A 19788-nucleotide genomic window follows, 5' to 3' on the forward strand; every position below is an offset into this window, starting at 1 on the left:
CTAGGCTTCTTTGTATCATTGGCATTACCACTAAGGCTATCAAGTGCTGCGCTATTTCTTCACGCGACCTTTTCGCATCCACTTTTGGTGAACGCCACGACGTAAGCTTTGGAAGCTGTTTTCCACTTTATCGACACCAAGCAGAATCACTAGCGCCATTAGCGTGATAATGACCGATTGGGAAAGATGCCCTAGTGCGATCATCATACCTAATGCTGCGAGTACCCAGATAATTGCGGCTGAAGTCACGCCATGAATCTTGCCATCCAGTGTCATCATTACACCAGCCCCAAGAAATCCAACACCCGTAATTATCTGACCAAGCACACGAGCTTGATCGAGTGTGTTAGGGGAAAGGCTAATCGCCATCGTAAGGAAGAAATAGGTACCACTGATGATCAGAATCGACGTTCGGATTCCGACGGGTTTACCGCGTGTTTGCCTTTCGATTCCGATTAAAGAACCACACAGCATGCATGCAGCGAGGCCTGCCCAGCTAAAGGGGGCAAGGTTGAGAGTTTGTTCTATAAATTGTGACATATCACCCCTCCTAAAAATTTAGAATAGAGCCGAGTATGCTAATAATAGACCGGACGATCGAACAAAAACTTTTTGTCTTAACGATTGATAAAGATTACTTAAAACCTAGCAGCCGCTTGTTGTTAAGGTGAAGGCTGGTGTCGTGGTCTCTGTCGCTTCTTGGTACTCAAGGTAGCAGTTATCAGCCTGTTTTTTTCGGCTAGAAGGCGCATAAAGAATAATGCCATCATTCGCATCTGTGTTGGTAAAGAACCAGTCAGCTCGACCCGTATCCCAAACAGCATCTAGAAAGGTTGATTCGATGAGCTGTGACCAAGTTTGATCGTTCATCGCTGCAGGATAACCATAGACCACTGAGATATTGTCACCCTCAACATTAATCGATGCGCTAGCTGCTTTATCTAAGCCCAATGCTGATGTCTTACCATAAAGCATAGCACTTGCGCCCTCCATTCCGCCTTTAAGGCCGTTTAATGTCGAGATACGAGCATCGGTTTGAAGGTTGAGGAACTTAGAAGCTGCAGTGACCGACACAATACCTAGAATCACGATCACCACGACCAGCTCGATGATGGTGAAACCTCTTGAGCTGAACCTAAGCGCTGGTTGAGATGTGGTTGCTGGTGGAGCAACTGAGGTATTGTGTTTCATTGATACAACTTCTCTATTCAATGTGTAGGTCGAGCGGTGTCTTGCTGCTGCGTCCGCCAATCTCACGGGTTAACTTAGGTACTAGGTAGCCTGAAACCTCAGAGATTAATCCTTTAAAGTGATGCTTCGCCTCTTCATCTGAAATATAGAAGTGCGCTGCGCCCTGAACCTTATCAAGTACATGCATATAGTAAGGTAAAATACCGGCGTCGAATAGCTTTTCGCTTAATTCTTTCAATGAGTTAGCGCTGTTGTTTACGCCTTTAAGCATCACGCCTTGGTTGAGCAGAGTAGCACCACTTAACTTAAGCTTGTGGAAAGCTTGTTTGAGCTCTAAGTTAATTTCGTTGGCATGGTTAATATGACTCACCATCACCACATTAAGGCGAGTTTGAGCTAACAATTGGCATAGTTCATCCGTTACTCGAGCGGGAATCACAACCGGTAATCGGCTATGAATTCGAACTGTTTTCACATGTGGAATTTGTGCGATAGCATGAATTAGCCACTCTAGTTCGCTGTCTTTTGCCATCAGTGGATCGCCACCCGACAAGATAACTTCGTTGATCTCTGGGTGAGCAGCCACATAGTCGAGACTGGTTTGCCAAACAGACTTCGAGCCCTTGTTATCTTGGTAAGGGAAGTGACGACGGAAGCAGTAGCGGCAGTTAATCGCACAACCGCCTTTCACAATCATCAGTGCACGGTTCTTGTATTTGTGCAGTAGCCCAGGAATGGCGTTGTCTTGCTCTTCCAGTGGATCAGCGGAATAGCCTTGGTGTACCTCAAACTCTTCGCTTAGCGGTAAAACCTGTCGTAGCAATGGATCGTGTGGGTTGCCTTTTTCCATTCGTTCGACAAAGCTAAGAGGTACCCGAAGTGCAAATAACTCACGAGCAGCGAAGCCTGCTTGCCATGGTGTTGGGTCTATTTCCAATGCCTCAAGCAGTTTTGTCGGGTCAGAGATCGCATTCGATAGTTGTTTGAGCCAGTTTTGCTCAACAGATTCGACTTTTCGGGTTATGATATGCGGCATTGAAATTAACTCAAAGATGTGGAAGAGAAAATCATGGCGTCAGTAAGCACCAATGAATTCAAAGGCGGTTTAAAATTCATGATGGATAACGAGCCTTGCTCAATTATCGACAATGAATACGTTAAGCCAGGTAAAGGCCAAGCGTTTAACCGTGTTAAACTTCGTAAACTGCTGTCAGGCAAAGTGTTAGAGAAAACATTTAAGTCAGGCGATACAGTAGAACTAGCGGACGTTGTAGACGTTGAACTAGGCTACCTATACAGCGATGGCGAATTCTACCACTTCATGAACAACGAAACATTCGAGCAAATCGCTGCTGATGCAAAAGCAGTAGGCGAGACTTCTAAATGGTTAGTTGAAAACGACGTATGTACTCTAACGTTGTGGAATGATAACCCTATCACAGTAACTCCACCAAACTTTGTTGAGATCGCAGTAACAGAAACCGATCCTGGCCTTAAAGGCGACACACAAGGTACTGGCGGTAAGCCTGCAACTCTAGCAACTGGCGCGGTAGTTCGCGTACCTCTATTCATCGCAATCGGTGAAGTTGTTAAAGTTGATACTCGTACTGGCGAATACGTTGGTCGTGTGAAGTAATTGACTTCAAGTATCTGAAAAAGGTCGCTTAGGCGGCCTTTTTTTGTATCCCAAGATCAGATTCGCGTAAACGAGATGCGGGATGCGAGATACGAAGAGCTGGAAAATCAAGAGTGAGTAAGCCAGATGCGATTCACCTTGGTTACAAGGCTACATTATGTGACTAGTGTCATATTTTGGTTGTATTCTGGATGAAAATCAAAAATTTTATCTAACTTATAGATTTACAAGGTGTTGTTGGCGTTTATATATTGCAACAAAAATATCTAAATCCAATATGTGACTGTTTAGTATTGATTTTGTGAATGTGTGTGGTGGGAAGGGAAGCTGATTACAATATTGTTAGAATGAGTAGAGTCTACTAGCTTTATACGCGATGTTATTAAGCAACTATGTGGATATTGATATGAGACTTAATGCAATTACGTTGGCTCTTGGTTTGGTTAGTATCGTCGGGCTTTCAGGATGTGATGACGATGATACAACCGTGTCAACCACGACTCCGAGTGAGACTCCCTCGACTCCCAGCTCCCCAGCTGAAACGACTAAATACAGTGTGACTGCAATTGATGGTTATTTACGTCATGCTCGAATTTGGTTAGACCTTAACGGTAACTACGTCTTAGACGACGGTGAGCCTAATGCTATTTCTGGTGATGGCGGAGTTGCAGATTTAGACGTCACCGATGTCGACAACCCTGAACAGTACCCTGTCGTTGTGCAAGCGATCTCCGGGCAGACGATTGATGAAGATGAACCTGATGTTACGGTGTCTGACGACTATATTATGTCAGCCCCTCCAGGTGAAAAAGATGTCACCCCTTTGAGTACGCTAGTTCACGTATTGATCGAGCAAAACACTACAGATTCTGACGATGCTGCTGCGGTTGAAGCAGCAAAGCAAGCTGCCATTCAGCAAGTCGCTGATCAGCTAGGCTTAGATGAAGATGAAATCTTAGGTGATTTTGTTGAGTCAGGTGTTGAGGCTGCCGCTTATGCCGCTGAAAACTTGGTTGATTCAAATGTTTTGCCTTCATCTCCTCAAGAGTTGCAAGAAGTTGCTGAAAGTGAAGATAAAGGGACTAAGTTTATCTCTGTGACTGCATCTGTGAATAATGAAATCAAAAAGAAAATTGAAGAAGTTGCAGGTGATAGCGATAAGACATTTGATAATGTTGGTGGTGCGACAGAGGGTGTCGATTTTTCTAATGACACAGATGATGACGGCGTCCCCAATGACTTAGATGACTTTCCGAATGATCCCAATGAAAGTCTGGACTCCGATGGTGATGAGATCGGTAATAATGCCGACCTAAATGATGATACGGTGGACGGAGAAGATGACATCTACCCTGATGCCAATGATGCGTTTCCAACGGATCGTTCTCGTGCTGGTGACCATGATTCGGATGGGGTAGACAGTATTGATGATGTCTTCCCACAAGATCCAACTGAGTGGGCTGATAATGACTCTGATGGCTATGGTGACAATCAAGATGTATTTGATAATGACCCAACCGAATGGGCAGATACGGACGGTGATGGTGTTGGTAATAATGCCGATGAATTCCCATCGGATCCCAACGAGTCCTTAGATACGGACGGTGATGGCGTTGGTAATAATGCCGATGAATTCCCAACCGATGCGACCGAATGGGCAGATACGGATGATGATGGCTTAGGCGATAACGAGGATGACCCGTATCCAAACGATACGGATAACGACAGTTACAACAATGATGTTGATGAATTCCCAACCGATGCGACCGAATGGGTCGATGTGGACGGTGATGGCGTTGGTAATAATGCCGATGTTCATCCAGAGGATGGAAATAAGTCAATTGCTGATGTTGTGGCCAATGTTAGTGCAACTGATGTAGCAGTTTTAAACATAACAGATCGCGATATCATTACACTGGATATTGAGGTCGAAGAAATGGTTGAGACACTGAATAGCGGAGAGATTGTTACCACCATAACTACTCAATATATCACTGCTGATGACGTGGTATATGGCACGACACAAAGTGTCGATCACCTGTTAAATGATGACTTTACTCGTATCCAGACCTTTGCGTACGACTATAACCTCGATGGTACTGCACGTTACGAAGGCATGTCTCTTGAAATTGGTACTAGAACCGAAACAAGCGAGACGTATTGGCGCTATATCGATGAGGGTGATGCATCTCTTGAGGGCGGTTTCGGCGGTAATGGTCGTGTCTATGAACAAGGCGTAGCCTTAACATCTAGAGTTCACCCAAATGACTTATCTCAAATAGATACAATACATAGTGTATCAGTGGAATTTGAGGACGTCGCAGAGGGCGTTCAAGCGGTCGAAACGTTAACCGAATACACGGTAAATGGCTTTGATATCGACGATGTTCAAACCCATCAAGCTCAATGGGCTCAGACTTTAACCACTGTAACGCAGGATTACGTGCAGAGTTTCGTGGAGTCTAAGCAGGACTGGGGTGCAGACGGTTACATCAATGTTGAACTTCGATTTAATAATATCCCTGATGGTAGCTATGTCTACGAATATTCGACACCAATATGGGCAAACCCACAAGATGGTGAATTCCATGAGTACGCAGACTTTAACTTTAATGATGGCAAATGGGACGATCTCACAGCGTACTGGAATTACTACCGCAAAGAGGTACTGATTAATGGTGATGTTCTTGAAAGTGGAGAGCGTTCGGTTCTAAACGAGGAAACGAACACACTACTCATTGTCGATAGTGATCCAATCAATACCTTGTTCCAAGAATGGAATGCAGTGTCTCGCTCTGTCAGTGATGTGGAAAAAAATAAACACATAGAGTGGCAGCACTACCCATTAACTGATTATTCATTTACGACTGACACTGATAATGTCGGACAGGCCTATCGCGTTTACCAGAAACAATCTAATGGCCTTTGGGTTGCTACCTCATTTGATGAGTGGGGAACACAAGCTGTTGTGGATCTACCACAACAGGTAGAGGATGCCCGTGTTGCTGGCACAGAGTTGGAGCTTATTGATGACCAAATCATTCCAGGCCTGAGCCGATACGCTACGCTGTTACCTACAAGCAGTTTCCAATACGATGACAATGGGGCAATTCAATGGCACGTCGTAACACAAGACTATCTGTTCACTGATACTGGTATTCCAACACTGGTTACACTGGATCTTGGTGATAGTGGTGTGGTTCCTGGTTCGTTTACCGGAGTGAATGATGTTGATATGGTGCTTATGGTTCCGGTCGTCGATAATCCTTGGTCTTGGTACGATGCCTACTATCGTAGGGGCATAGATACATGGGGCATGGATCTAACAGAAGGAGACTTTAGTTGGAACAATAGCCTAGGAATGTTCTTCTTAAACGAGACAGCAGCTCAAGACTATCTTACACAGGTTCTAAACCAAGATAGTGACGACGATGGCTTTAAAGACTACGAGGATGCTTTCCCTAATGATCCAAATGAATGGGATGATAGTGATGGTGACTATGTTGGCGACAATAGCGATGCCTTCCCTTATGACTCATTAGAGTGGGCGGATTCTGATAGTGATGGTTTAGGCGATAACCATGAGAATGCAACCGAAGGTTTAGATCCGAATAATGCTGATTCAGATGAAGACGGCGTTTATGACGGTGAAGACCTTTATCCAACCGACCCAAATAAGTGGACTATTACCGCCCAAGAGTTTGCGGAGCAAGAGGGGACTCTTTACGGATTCTTCAGCGATTGGAGCGAACTATCGTTCGTAGATATTCTGTTTAAAGAAACCTTGAGTTATGGCGGTGATACGTTAACCCTTACGGAACTCATACAGTACCGTGGTGATCAATCCTTTATCCAGCTACCACTTGAAGCTGAGGGGGACGTACAGCTCACTGAAAACGGCTGGCAAACTCCGGTAGGTTATACGATAGACTTCTCTGGAGAGCAACTTATTGCCTATCCAGAAGACAATTCCAGTTTCTATTATTCAGTAGAATCAGAAGTGGTAAACCTATCGGGTATGGCATTGTATGAAGTCTACTTTGAGTGGTTCGACTTCATGGAAGAGGCGAGGTTCGCTGAAGGCTCACAAGCGGTAATGTTTACCTTCTCTCCAGCCGTAAACCAGTACTTCCTATGGGAGGGTGGTAGTCCGTACGTGAGGTTCTCTGACGTCGGTTATGATACGGATGGTAGCTCTATTACAAGTCTGGACGACATTATTGTGTCGCAGTCGGTCGGTGAGTCGGTTTCCACAGATCTTACTACCTCTGTTAGCCTCTATCTAGACTTTGATATCGAGTTAGTGAGTGATGGCACGGCGCATTATTACTTCTTTGATTGGGACGCAGGAACGGCAAGTCGCGTCGCTACTGCGGATTACTTACGTTACACATTACACGGTGAAGATATCGTCGAATTTACCGTACCAGTTGAGGCTATGCCCTACATGGGAGAGGGGGATACGCCTACCATGATCTTTAGCATGTACAATGGTGAACTTACGGTAGGTGAGATTGAGGCGCCAAGTGCTGAACCGTCGGACGATACTATGTACGCTTTCAATGGTATTGCCGCACAGTCTATAGAAGATGGTGTAGTGTTGAGTGATTACCTATTTACCTGCTACTTGGGTGATAGCGATGATCAGTCAAGCCCAATCATGGCTGACTATGAGCTTGCGATTACGGATTGTGGCGGTCGAACTCACATTACCAGCGAAATGGTCGAGGGTCTAAACTTCCAACGCGTTAAAGGCAATGGAAATACTCGTGACTACTTGTTCAATGCTGATGGCACAGTGCATGTATTGAAGGGAGAGGGCGGTAACTATACTGACGATTGGGTCATAGAAGATGGCTTGGTTAAGATCAGCTATTCTGATGAATCGGAGAGCTTCACGACTTACTGGGCACTGTTAGATTCGTTGGATGATACGTGGTCAATCAAGTTCTATGAGAACGAAGTTGTGGACGGTCAATCAAGTAGCTATATATGGATGGATACTATTATTCAACAAGATCGTCCGATTGTGCTTGAAGAGTGCTACATCGGTGATGCAGAACCTGTTGAGGGGCAACCTATCCCGAGTATGAGTGACTACGAAACGGCGATCACGGATTGTGGCGGTCGAACTCACATTACCAGTGAGATGGTCGAGGGTCTAAACTTCCAACGCGTTAAAGGCAATGGAGATACTCGTGATTACTTGTTCAATGCTGATGGTACTGTACATGTATTGAAGAGTGAGGGTGGTGACTATATCGATGACTGGGCCATAGAAGATGGCTTTATTAAGATCAGCTATTCTGATGATTCGGAGAGCTTCACGACTTACTGGGCGTTATTAGATTCAATGGAGCAAACTTGGTCAATTAAGTTCTTCGAGGAAGAAACGTTAGGCGGTGTGACTGAAAGTTGGATATGGGCAGATACCGTGGTGCAACAAGATAGAAACGCTCTGCAGTTTGACCCGACTAACTTGGTATTGAGGGAGTACGATAGTAACAACTTCTTCTTCCATGCTGATGGCAGTATGAGTTACATCGGCAATGACGGCACTGAGACCTATGGGAACAGTTGGATGCAAACTTCAGCTAATACCATGGTGGTAACTTATGAAAATACCTCAACCGAGCAATGGGTACTTGTATCACAAACTGATGACGAATTAACTATCTCTAGGGATGGTTCAGAGGAGGTGCTTACAAATGTTACCTACGAGGGAACAGTAACGGTCTGTGAGGATGGTGATTCACCGTGGGATGATTTTACGGACCAACCCTCTGACTTTGGCACTCGTTCGGACTATGACAGCGCAGTCGCCAACTGTACCGTTGGTGGTGCTCAGTTTATAGAGTCTGATTTCACAGGTAATGGCAGTGAAAGTTCTCGTTGGGAGCTCATCGATCTTTGGGAGATAAATGGCACCGTCATGGCTGTAGTTGAAGAAGAGGTTGTTTTCCATAGTAACGGTACTGGCTACTTTGACGATGATGAGGGATTGTTCGGGTTCGATTGGGTGATTTTGAATGGTGAGGTGACCTTAACCATAACCGAAGAGGAATTTATAGGAGCCAAAGACACCTGGAATAAGGTTGATCAAGATGGAGAGTATATTACGACTAAATCCTTCTGGAGCGATCCAACCTGGAGCAACCCTGCGCCGGCAGAGGGAGAAGCTGAGATATTCTCGGGTGTGATGCGATTTGTGGGGTTTGAATCGCCGTAACGCATAGACTTATCATCTAACATAGAATAAACGCCTAGGGTCAAACCTAGGCGTTTTCTATTTAACTGTTAAATCATAAAAATGAAGATAATAGACAGTGCGCTGATTAGGCCTGCAACGAAGTAGCAGCCCACTTTACCTGCAACGCCGACGTGGAACTTAAGGTCGTGCATGCCGTGGTGAAGACGGTGCATTGCGTGCCACATTGGCAGTGCTAGCGTACCGATGATGAATAGCGCACCAATAATGCTGGTGGCGAATTCAGACACACGCTCGTAGCTCATTGCGTCCGCATCGATGATGCCCATTGGCACTAAGATACCTAACACTAGAACCGTGATTGGTGTGATCATCGCAAACCAAGTACCGCCAGCGCCAAATAGGCCCCACCAGATTGGCTCGTCAGAGCGTTGTGGGTTGTGGTTAACAGGTTTTACTTTGTAATTTGTGTTCATAACGAAAGCTCCTTACACCACAACAAGAACGATTAAAGAAATAAAAGCCACCGCTGCCCACTGGGTCAGTACGATGATTTTTTTATCAACCAATTTGCCTTTAAGACGGATTGGCATCACTTGAGGCATCATGCTGAAGAAGGTTTGAGCGTGCAGCAAGCTGCCTAGCAGTGCCACGATGTTGATACCAACGACGATAGGGTTCGCCATAAAGCTCAACCAACCAGCCCAAGCTTCAGGCCCTTTCACTAGTGCACCCAAACCGAAGGTTAAGAACAGAGTGAATAGAATCAAAGGCAGTACAGTCGCTTCACGTAGCATGTAGAAGCGGTAGAACGGATGGTTGCTCCACCACGTTCTCTTCATCTCACGAACATAAGGCTTACGATTGCTCATATTATGCCTCCTCTGCTGTTTTTACTTGCGATCCATCAGGCTTGAACATCGAGATAACGAAGTCCATTGAAGACTCAACTTTGCCTTGGTTTACTGCAGCCGCTGGGTCTACTTTCTTCGGACAAACGTCAGAACAGTAACCTACAAACGTACAGCCCCAAGCGCCGTTGTCGCCATTGATAAGCTTCATGCGCTCAGCTTTACCATTGTCACGGCTATCTAGGTTGTAGCGGTGAGCAAGAGCAAGTGCCGCAGGGCCAATGAACTCAGGGTTTAGACCAAACTGAGGACATGCTGCGTAACACAAACCACAGTTGATGCAGCCAGCGAACTGTTTGTATTTCGCCATTTGCTCTGGAGTTTGGATGTTCGTGCCGTCTTCTGGCTTACGGTCGTTACCAATGATGTAAGGCTTGATTGCTTCAAGGCGTTCGATGAACGGTGTCATGTCGACAATCAAATCTTTTTCGATTGGGAAGTTAGCCAAAGGCTCAATCTTGAAGCCATTCGGGTAATCACGTAAGAAGCTCTTACATGCCAGTTTTGGCACGCCATCAACCATGATGCCGCAAGAACCACAAATCGCCATACGACAAGACCAACGGTAAGACAGGTCTTTATCTAGGTTATCTTTGATGTAACCAATCGCATCAAGTACCGACATGGTTTCATCAAATGGTACTTCAAAGGTTTGAAAGTGAGGTTCTGCATCGTGCTCAGGGTCATAACGCAGGATTTCAATTTTTTGGATTCGATTCGCTGACATTATGCTTGCTCCTCTTCGCTCTTCTTAGCATTCTCTTCTGCTGCTTTTTCAGCGGCAGCGGCTTTCTCTGCAGCTTCACCGTACAGACGAGCTTTAGGTTGAGATTTGGTGATCTTAACGCCGCTGTAGTCGATGGTTGGTGCTGCATCTTCGTTGTAGAAAGATAGAGAGTGTTTCAGGAAGTTCACGTCATCACGTTCTGTGCAGTTGTCGTCTAGACGTTGGTGTGCACCGCGAGACTCTTTACGAAGAATCGCTGAGTGAACCATCGCTTCTGCAACTTCAAGGCCGTAACCCACTTCGATAGCGTAAAGTAGGTCAGTGTTGAACACTTTGCCTTTGTCTTTAATGCTGATCTTCTTGTAGCGAGCTTTCAGTTCAGTGAGTTTGTCGATGGTCTTTTGCATCAAGTCTTCTTGACGGTAGATACCACAACCCGCTTCCATGGTGTGACCCATTTCAGTACGGATATCAGCCCAGTTCTCGTCGCCTTCTTGAGCCAAGATGCCTGCGATGCGATCTTCAACCGCTTTCACTTGCTTAGCGATAGACTCTTCGTTCCAGCCTTTGAATTCAGCAGCGCGTTTCACTGCTTCTTCACCAGCAACGCGGCCAAATACCACGAACTCAGCCAGAGAGTTAGAACCTAGGCGGTTTGCACCGTGTAGGCCAACTGAAGCACATTCACCAACGGCGAATAGGCCTTTAATGCGAGTCTCACACGTGCCGTTAGTTTCAATACCACCCATGGTGTAGTGAACGGTTGGACGAATTGGGATTGGCTCTTTTGCTGGGTCTACGTTTACGTACGCTTTTGCAAGCTCACAGATGAACGGTAGACGCTCTTGCAGGTACTCTTCACCAAGGTGGCGAAGGTCAAGGTGCACGACATCACCAAGTGGGTGCTTGATGGTGTTGCCTTTCTGCTGCTCGTGCCAGAATGCTTGAGAAACTTTGTCACGTGGACCCAGTTCCATGTATTTGTTTTTCGGCTCGCCCACTGGAGTTTCAGGGCCCATGCCGTAATCTTGCAGGTAACGGTAGCCGTTCTTGTTGACGATGATACCGCCTTCACCACGACAACCTTCGGTCATCAAGATGCCAGTGCCCGGTAGGCCTGTTGGGTGGTATTGAACGAACTCCATATCACGCAGTGGTACACCGTGGCGATAAGCCATTGCCATACCGTCGCCAGTTACGATGCCGCCGTTGGTATTACAGTGGTAAACACGACCTGCGCCGCCGGTTGCTAGAACAACAGATTTTGCTTTGATGGTAACAAGCTCACCTTCAGACATGTGAATCGCGATTAGGCCTTGTACTTCGCCATCTTCAACGCCGCTCTGGTTTTCTACGAGAAGGTCCACCACAAAGTACTCATCAAATCGTTTGATTGTGTCGTACTTCATCGAAGTCTGGAACAGAGTATGAAGCATGTGGAAGCCGGTTTTATCCGCTGCGAACCACGTTCTCTCTACCTTCATACCGCCGAATCGGCGTACGTTTACTTCACCGTTTTCTTTACGACTCCATGGGCAGCCCCATTGTTCCATTTGGATCATTTCGCGAGTCGAGTTTTCAACAAAGTATTCAACAACATCCTGTTCACATAGCCAGTCGCCACCGCCAACAGTATCGTTGAAGTGGTTATCTAGGCTATCTTCGTCTTTAATTACCGCTGCTGAACCGCCTTCTGCTGCCACCGTGTGCGAACGCATTGGGTAAACTTTAGAAATCAGTGCTACTTCCAGTTCAGGATTAGCTTCAGCCGCAGCAATAGCTGTACGAAGACCAGCGCCGCCTGCGCCGATGACTGCGATATCTGTGGTAATTGTCTTCACAGTTATTCTCCAGTGTGATGCGGAGTATTCCGCTTGTTATTATAAAAAGCCTATTTAGGAGGTTCTAAATTGTAGGAACCATTTAGCGCCCCTAAGCCTTAAGTGGTAGGTTCAGTGTAAGAGAGGACGGTATTCGAAAAGTTGATGCATTTGGGTTTTTAGGTCGGTAATGCATATGGAGGCATAGAAATTATAGGTTATGTGACTGCAATCACGGCAATGAATCGTTGATAACGATTAACCCACAGGACGGGTGTTAACGGCTTGTTGAGTATGATTTTTGTTATCAATGTTGATGTGAAATCTGTATTGATAATTGTATTGTAGAACGTAATTTTCTGGCTTCATTAAAACAACATTTTGCTTTCACGAATAGAAAGATAGAAGCTTACAAAAGCGATGAAAGGTGGTAATTTTCGTCGCCTAGAATTCAGTAATATGGAACTCAATAATGCACTCTACATGGCAACCGGCCGCAACCATTAAACAGTTAAAGCAACGTGCTGATATCCTTAATCAAATTCGTCAGTTCTTTGCTGAGCGAAACGTGATGGAAGTGGATACGCCTGCGATGAGCCACGCCACGGTGACGGACGTGCATTTGCATACTTTCAAAACTGAATTCGTAGGGCCGGGTTATGCGCACGGTCAGCCTCTGTTCTTTATGACTAGCCCTGAGTTTCATATGAAACGTCTATTAGCGGCGGGCAGTGGCTGTATTTACCAAATTTGTAAGTCTTTCCGTAACGAAGAAAATGGCCGTTACCACAACCCTGAGTTCACCATGTTGGAGTGGTATCGCGTTGGCTTTGATCACCATGACCTGATGGATGAAATGGATTTGCTGTTACAGCAGGTACTTAAATCGGGCTCAGCAGAGCGAATGACTTACCAACAAGCCTTTATTGACGTGTTAGGTGTGTGTCCACTGGAAGATTCGATGGCTACGCTAAAGCAAGCCGCAGCAAAACTTGGGCTCAGCGACATTGCAGAACCAGAAGAAGACCGCGACACCTTGCTGCAGCTGCTGTTTAGTATTGGGGTTGAAGCTAAGATAGGGCAACAAGTGCCTGCGTTTGTTTATGACTTCCCAGCATCACAAGCGGCGTTAGCCAAGATTAACCCGAATGATCCACGAGTGGCGGATCGCTTTGAGGTGTATTTCAAAGGGATTGAATTGGCAAACGGCTTCCATGAGCTGGATAAACCACAAGAGCAGCTCAAGCGCTTTGAAGATGACAATGCCAAACGCATTGAGATGGGCTTATCGCCTCAACCGATTGACCATCATTTGATTGAGGCGTTAAAAGCGGGCTTACCAGACTGTGCGGGTGTTGCGTTAGGTATTGATCGTCTGATCATGCTGGCGTTAGGTTATGACCATATCGATGATGTGACGGCTTTTCCTTTCCCACGTTCTTAACTTTTTGCTTTTGTTTTTACTGAGAGTGAATAGTCATTAGCTATTCACTCTCAGTTTCCAATCAGCTGCCAATTAACTTCACTAGCTAGCTGACTAGAATACCAGTACCCACTACGGCAACAATAGCCCCGATCCAAGCGTAGGCATTTGGTCTCTGTTTGGTGTACAGCCAAAGTATTGGTAACAACATGATTGGTGTGGTTGAAGACAACAGAGCAACCATGCCGACATTGCCTTCCTGAAGCGCATACAAGATCAGCGTCATTCCCACCGCCATAGCAAGAAAGCCGTTCACTGCGGTAATCGCGAATATTTGACCATTCATCGGGTTAATTGCGCGTGAGAGCTTGGCACCCGTTAAGCGAAATGCGGAGTGAGCAACAAAAGCGGTGATCATACGAATTGCTGAAGCGGCAACAGGGTCTATGCTGGTTTGCATCACGGGTTTGGCAATAATGCCACCCAGAGCTTGGCAGATAGCGGCGGTGATTCCAAGAGCAACGCCAATCCACACGGTGCCCTTGATGGTTTCGAGTTGGTTGTTGGCTTGTCCTCTACGACCAAAGAATATCGCAGTTAATACACCACTAAATACCAATGCCGATCCAATCAGCTCAACCGAAGTCATACTTTCGCTAAACAGGAAGTAACCGAGAATCGCCGAGAACACGGCGTGACAAGAGAATAGCAAACCTGCTTGGCGCGGTCCCATTCGATTCAAACAGGCAAATAGGGCGGTATCACCAATGAAGATGCCAATTAGCCCAGATAGCATCATCGGTGTGACTAGGTCTGCTTCGACCGTTGACCAGCCACCAGTAAACCAAGCCATGCTCGATAAGATGATAGCAGTGCAACCCATGCGCCAACGGCTATAGGCGAAAGAACCTAAGTGTTGAGCAGGCTTTACTGACATCAGGCTCGCGATGGCCCAAAGAAAAGCGGCAGCAAGAGCCAACCATTCGAATCCCATTGAAGTGTACGTCCGTGTCAAAATGTAGAAGTGGGGGATTCAATATGCACTAAACCTTCCAGATAGCAAAGACGTGATTACTATCTGGAAGGGCATTAGTAGGGATTAACGTGCTAGGTGATGATAAACAGGGCGAGGTAAACCATCAGCAAGCCCACAATACCCAAGATGATGCCCATCTTCGCCATGTCTTTGCTTTCGATAAGCCCGGTTGAGTAAGCCAGTGAGTTGGGTGGTGTCGATACTGGAAGAATCATGCCGAGTGATGCTGAGAAGGCAACCACAACCAATAAACCTTGTAAGCCACCAATCGCAACTAGGCTTTCCATCGATGCGCCAATCGCAGCGGCTATTGGCATTAGTAAGTTGGCCGTAGCGGTGTTCGACATGAAGTTTGCCATTAACCAACACACGATGGATAGCGTGATGACTACAGCTGCAGGTGAGAGCGACTCATAGTCGATTGCATGTGCCAATGCGGACGCTAAGCCTGTTTTATCTAAGCCGATACCAATCGCAATACCACCTGCGACTAGCCACAACACATCCCAGTTGATTAGTTTCAGTTCTTCTTTGCCCATGATGCCGGTCAAAGTGAAGACCGCCAGTGGAATGATAGAGACCACATAGGTGTTCATGCCGTGCAGTTTGGTAGTCATCCACAACAAGATGGTCGCGGCAAAGGTGACGTAAACGACGATCGCACGCCAACTCTTTCTGAACTGCCCATCGAGTTTAAGCACCATGTTTTTCTGCGTGGAAGGGAAGATTTTCTGAAGAAGGAACCAAGCAATGGTGAGTTGGATGATTACAAAAGGTAAGCCCATCATCATCCAGCTCAGGAAGTCGATGGTGTTTTCACCGGTTAGGTATTGCAGTGCAATGGCGTTGGGAGGCGTACCGATTGGTGTTGCGATACCACCAGTATTAGCGGCAATCGGAATACACAATACGAGTGCTTTGATCCCCATATCGCCTTTGGGTGCCGAAGCCACAATAGGGCCGAGCAGGGCCAGCATCATAACCGTGGTTGCGGTATTCGACATAAACATCGAGAACACGGCGGTGATCAGCATTAAGCCAAGCATGATGAAGCGTGGCTCTGTACCGAATGGTTTAAGTAGCACTCGAGCTAGGTTGTTATCGAGCTCGTACTTAGATGCCGAGATGGCAAGTGCGAAACCACCCATGAATAGAATGATGATTGGTGAGGAAAATGCACCGAATATGTCGGTATATTTAATTAACTCACCGAGATCGTGTCCCGCTGGTGGATTTCGAAATAGGTGCAGGCCTTTGTCGGAAATCATCACCAGTTCAAGTGCAATGATCAGTATTGATGTCGCGAAAACCGGAACGGGCTCAAGTACCCAAAGTAGGGCTGCAAGTAGAAATATCGCTAGCAGGCGGTGTTGAATCAGCGTCAGGTCATCGATAGGTATTGAATCTATTGGCATGAATAACACGCCCAAGGGAATCGCAAAACAAATCAACAGCTTGACCAGAACGCCAACATTGAGTTTAGGCATGTACAAAGACCCTATGAATAAAATATCTTCAAATAGAGTAAGTTATCTGGATTTTTGGTACTTGGAGACGGGTTGGAAAATCAAAAAGTTGTTTAAGGTTTCGGCAACTGTTTTGTTTTTGGTCAATCTTTTATAGCGCTGATTTATGCATTGCTCTTTTGGAACTGGGTAATAAAAAGGCACGTTATTCATTCAAATAACGTGCCTTGAAAGCTAAATGAGTTTACTCAAATCATTACGCTTGGTCTGTGTTCTCTGCTGAATCAACAGCTTCAGTTTCAACCTCTTTGCCAGCGATGTGCGCGTAAGGCGTACCAAGAACCGTTTTCTCGCCATTTTGCATCGTGTCGTCAAATTTGATGGCATCTTTTGCAAATAGGTTGATAACCGTTGAACCAAGCTTAAAGCGGCCCATTTCTTCGCCTTTCTTCAAGATGATTGATTTATCGCCTTGTGCTGGGTAATCCCATTTGTACACAGAGTTACCGCGTGGTGGAGTAATCGTGCCAGCCCATACTTGCTCGATGCTACCTACGATCGTTGCGCCAACCAGCACTTGTGCCATTGGGCCAAATTCCGTATCGAAGATACAAACGACACGCTCATTACGTGCGAATAGGTTTGGAACGTTTTCTGCCGTTAACGGGTTAACTGAGAAAAGGTCACCTGGAACGTAGATCATCTGGCGCAGTGTGCCGTCGCATGGCATGTGCACGCGGTGGTAATCACTTGGAGACAGGTAAAGCGTTGCGAATTCACCGTCTTTAAATTCATCCGCTAGCGCAGCATCACCACCCAATAGCTCGCGAGCTGAGTAGTTATGGCCTTTCGCTTGAATCAGTTGACCGTCAGTAATTGGGCCAAATTGGCTCACACGTGCATCTGCAGGGTGAACAATAACAGATTCACCTTCGGCGATGGGACGCATGCCTTCTTTCAATTCACGCACGAAGAATTCATTGAATGTTTTAAAGTGTTTTGGATCGCTATGCAGAGCTTCATCCATGTTCACTTTGTATTGCTTGATGAACCAGTTGATGATCGCTGTCGTTAAGCCGCCCGCTTTAGCAGACGCAAGTTTGCCGACTAGGCGAGTTAATCCATGTTGTGGAATCCAGTACTGCAATCCAACTTTAATCTTATCCATTGTATTAATTTTCCAATGCTAATTGTTTTTCAATTAAATCTGTCGATGACGGTTTAGGGCGCGAGATGTTACTTAAATTCGCGCCAATTGTCAGTAAATGCACACATTTGTTCACAAAAACGCGATTAGAGATCGGCTTTTTTGTTGCGTGAATACTGACGGTTATCTTTGTTACTCGCCATGCTTTCAATGATGCGGTGGTAGTTGTCGAAACGTAATCGACTGATCTTTCCGTTTTCTACCGCTTCGCGCAGGATGCAGCCTGGGTCATCAATGTGTTTACAGTCACGGAACTTACAACCGCCAAGGTAAGGCTTGAACTCGATAAAGGCTTCAGTGATTTCGTCGGCCTCTAGGTGCCATAGGCCGAATTCACGCACTCCTGGTGAATCAATCAGATCACCACCAGAAGGGAAGTGGTATAAACGAGCTGCCGTGGTTGTGTGCTGACCAAGACCTGAGTTCTCAGAGACTTCGCCTTCTTCAATGTCTAGCGTAGGCATTAATGCATTCACTAGGCTTGATTTACCCACACCCGATTGACCAACAAAGATGTTGATACGGTCTTTGAGTTCAGCTTCCAGCTCTTTAATGCCGTAGCCAGACTCTTTACTCACGAACATCACTTTATAGCCGATCTTCTCGTACTCTTTAAGTGTTTCACGGTATTCAGCAATCTGCCCATCAGTCAGTAGATCGACCTTGTTCAGTACAACAAGCGGCGCGATGTTTACCGTTTCTGAAGCAATTAGGTAACGGTCGATAATATTAAGTGATAGCTCTGGTAGCACAGCCGATACGATAACCATTTGGTCGACGTTCGCAGCTACTGGCTTTAGGCCATCGTAGTAATCAGGGCGAGTCAGCATTGAAGTTCTCGGCTCAACCGCTTCCACAACGCCAGAAATACCGGCCATTGATTCTAAGCCTGCGCGCCAAGTCACTCGGTCACCAGAAACTAAAGTCTCGATACTACGGCGTAAGTTACAACGATGAACTTCGTTAGTTTCAAGATCTTCGATATCAGCATGTTGGCCAAAGCGCGTAATCACGAGTCCGCTTTTGGTTCCGCCAAGCATGTTCTCATCCCATTGGATAGAATCTTCTTTCTTGAGTCGCTTGTTCTGGTTGCTACGTACACGACGTACTTGACCTTTGGTTAACTTCTTTTTTTTAGCCACAATTTTTCACTTAACACATCTAACTTGATGATTGGGGACTCAAACAGGATGTTGCTGGTACCACGTGATTTCGATGGTCCTAAAGCTAGTTTGAGTATAGTTATTTGGGTATAGTACCTCTTTTACACATAAACAAATAGGCGACGCCTTATGTCCTTTAGCGATCAGAACCTTATTTGGGTTGATCTAGAGATGACAGGACTTGATCCTGAAACTCATAAAATCATTGAAATTGCTACTATCGTTACTGATAGTGAGCTTAACATCCTGGCTGAAGGACCTGTTTTGGCTATTCACCAACCTCAGAGTGAATTGGACAAGATGGACGAGTGGTGTACAACGACTCACACTGGCAGCGGCCTCGTGAAGCGAATTCAAGAAAGCACGGTTTCAGAGCAAGATGCCATCCAACAAACCATTGAGTTTCTTGAAAAATGGGTACCAAAAGGTAAGTCACCAATTTGTGGCAACAGCATTGGTCAAGACCGCCGTTTCCTATACAAGCACATGCCAGAGTTAGAAGAGTACTTCCACTACCGCTATGTTGACGTAAGCACTCTGAAAGAGCTGACTCGTCGTTGGAAACCTGAAGTGTTAGATGGTTTTTCTAAGTCGGGAAGTCACCTTGCGTTAGACGATATTCGAGAGTCGATCGCCGAGCTGCAGTACTACCGAAAAACGATTATTAACATCTAGTCGAATAAAATGATCACGTTTATCTAACTTTTCAGGGACATAAGAGCCGTTTTTTTTGCAAATCTGTGTGCTTTTACAGCAGTTGAGTAAAAAGTTTCGTAATTTTGCATTAAGGACTTGCATCACAAAAAAATGCTCTTATAATTCGCAGCCCTGAACGGAGAAAGACGTTTTCAGATTGCGATACTAGCTCAGTTGGTAGAGCGCAACCTTGCCAAGGTTGAGGTCATCGGTTCGAACCCGATGTATCGCTCCAATTTGTAGGTTACGGCGAAAGCGGTAATCGAAAGGTGAAAGACCTTTTATAATGCGATACTAGCTCAGT

General features: G+C 45.9%; 15 protein-coding genes and 1 tRNA gene. 5 read left to right on the forward strand and 11 right to left on the reverse strand.

Annotated features, from left to right (window positions below; all coding sequences use genetic code 11):
• Nucleotides 1-51: 51 nt before the first annotated feature.
• From AB4384_RS18575 to epmB, 3 genes are all read right to left on the reverse strand, one after another.
• The gene (locus AB4384_RS18575; protein WP_004733333.1) at nt 52-540 is read right to left on the reverse strand and encodes an MgtC/SapB family protein; all 489 of its coding nucleotides are present in this window, start codon (nt 538-540) and stop codon (nt 52-54) included.
• Between the two features lie 105 nt (nt 541-645).
• Complete coding sequence (locus tag AB4384_RS18580) at nt 646-1191, reverse strand: prepilin-type N-terminal cleavage/methylation domain-containing protein (RefSeq protein WP_017067163.1); 546 nt, start codon at nt 1189-1191, stop codon at nt 646-648.
• 13 nt (nt 1192-1204) lie between these two features.
• On the reverse strand, nt 1205-2227 hold the full coding sequence (gene epmB / locus AB4384_RS18585; RefSeq protein ID WP_017067164.1) for an EF-P beta-lysylation protein EpmB: 1023 nt from the start codon (nt 2225-2227) through the stop codon (nt 1205-1207).
• A 33-nt stretch (nt 2228-2260) separates the two neighbouring features.
• On the opposite strand from epmB, the gene efp reads away from it, so the two are divergent.
• Nucleotides 2261-2827 (forward strand): elongation factor P, encoded by a 567-nt coding sequence (efp, locus tag AB4384_RS18590; RefSeq protein WP_017061297.1) that lies wholly within the window; start codon nt 2261-2263, stop codon nt 2825-2827.
• A 406-nt stretch (nt 2828-3233) separates the two neighbouring features.
• The gene (locus AB4384_RS18595) at nt 3234-9056 is read left to right on the forward strand and encodes a hypothetical protein (protein ID WP_372129931.1); all 5823 of its coding nucleotides are present in this window, start codon (nt 3234-3236) and stop codon (nt 9054-9056) included.
• Between the two features lie 68 nt (nt 9057-9124).
• Here the strand turns inward: AB4384_RS18595 and frdD are convergent, their stop codons facing one another.
• The 4 genes from frdD to frdA are packed head-to-tail and all read right to left on the reverse strand — an operon-like array spanning nt 9125 to nt 12514.
• Nucleotides 9125-9511, reverse strand: coding sequence for a fumarate reductase subunit FrdD (frdD, locus tag AB4384_RS18600; RefSeq protein WP_065584500.1), 387 nt, complete (start codon nt 9509-9511; stop codon nt 9125-9127).
• Nucleotides 9512-9523: 12 nt separating this feature from the next.
• On the reverse strand, nt 9524-9907 hold the full coding sequence (frdC, locus tag AB4384_RS18605) for a fumarate reductase subunit FrdC (protein WP_017061300.1): 384 nt from the start codon (nt 9905-9907) through the stop codon (nt 9524-9526).
• Between the two features lies 1 nt (nt 9908).
• Entirely contained in the window at nt 9909-10673 is a 765-nt protein-coding gene (locus tag AB4384_RS18610) for a succinate dehydrogenase/fumarate reductase iron-sulfur subunit (RefSeq protein WP_009847917.1), read from the reverse strand.
• Entirely contained in the window at nt 10673-12514 is a 1842-nt protein-coding gene (gene frdA / locus AB4384_RS18615; RefSeq protein WP_102332660.1) for a fumarate reductase (quinol) flavoprotein subunit, read from the reverse strand. The genes AB4384_RS18610 and frdA overlap by 1 nt, the downstream gene beginning before the upstream one ends.
• A gap of 451 nt (nt 12515-12965) precedes the next feature.
• Between frdA and epmA the strand changes: the two genes are divergently transcribed.
• Complete coding sequence (gene epmA / locus AB4384_RS18620; protein WP_065677189.1) at nt 12966-13937, forward strand: elongation factor P--(R)-beta-lysine ligase; 972 nt, start codon at nt 12966-12968, stop codon at nt 13935-13937.
• A gap of 85 nt (nt 13938-14022) precedes the next feature.
• On the opposite strand, the gene AB4384_RS18625 is transcribed toward epmA, so the two are convergent.
• The 4 genes from AB4384_RS18625 to rsgA form a co-directional block, all read right to left on the reverse strand.
• Nucleotides 14023-14910: a DMT family transporter gene (locus tag AB4384_RS18625; protein ID WP_017071213.1), complete on the reverse strand. Its 888-nt coding sequence runs from the start codon at nt 14908-14910 to the stop codon at nt 14023-14025.
• A gap of 113 nt (nt 14911-15023) precedes the next feature.
• The gene (locus AB4384_RS18630; RefSeq protein ID WP_061033204.1) at nt 15024-16439 is read right to left on the reverse strand and encodes a DASS family sodium-coupled anion symporter; all 1416 of its coding nucleotides are present in this window, start codon (nt 16437-16439) and stop codon (nt 15024-15026) included.
• 235 nt (nt 16440-16674) lie between these two features.
• Nucleotides 16675-17586, reverse strand: a complete 912-nt coding sequence (asd, locus tag AB4384_RS18635) for an archaetidylserine decarboxylase (protein ID WP_372129932.1) — start codon at nt 17584-17586, stop codon at nt 16675-16677.
• Between the two features lie 125 nt (nt 17587-17711).
• Nucleotides 17712-18767: a small ribosomal subunit biogenesis GTPase RsgA gene (gene rsgA / locus AB4384_RS18640; protein WP_372129933.1), complete on the reverse strand. Its 1056-nt coding sequence runs from the start codon at nt 18765-18767 to the stop codon at nt 17712-17714.
• A gap of 150 nt (nt 18768-18917) precedes the next feature.
• On the opposite strand from rsgA, the gene orn reads away from it, so the two are divergent.
• Both orn and AB4384_RS18650 read left to right on the forward strand, forming a co-directional pair.
• Nucleotides 18918-19463, forward strand: coding sequence for an oligoribonuclease (gene orn, locus AB4384_RS18645; RefSeq protein ID WP_010434065.1), 546 nt, complete (start codon nt 18918-18920; stop codon nt 19461-19463).
• Nucleotides 19464-19643: 180 nt separating this feature from the next.
• Nucleotides 19644-19719: transfer RNA gene (locus tag AB4384_RS18650), tRNA-Gly, on the forward strand.
• Nucleotides 19720-19788: the final 69 nt, after the last annotated feature.

This window comes from Vibrio sp. 10N.261.51.A4, from assembly GCF_041471945.1.
Classification (GTDB): Bacteria; Pseudomonadota; Gammaproteobacteria; order Enterobacterales; family Vibrionaceae; genus Vibrio; species Vibrio crassostreae_C.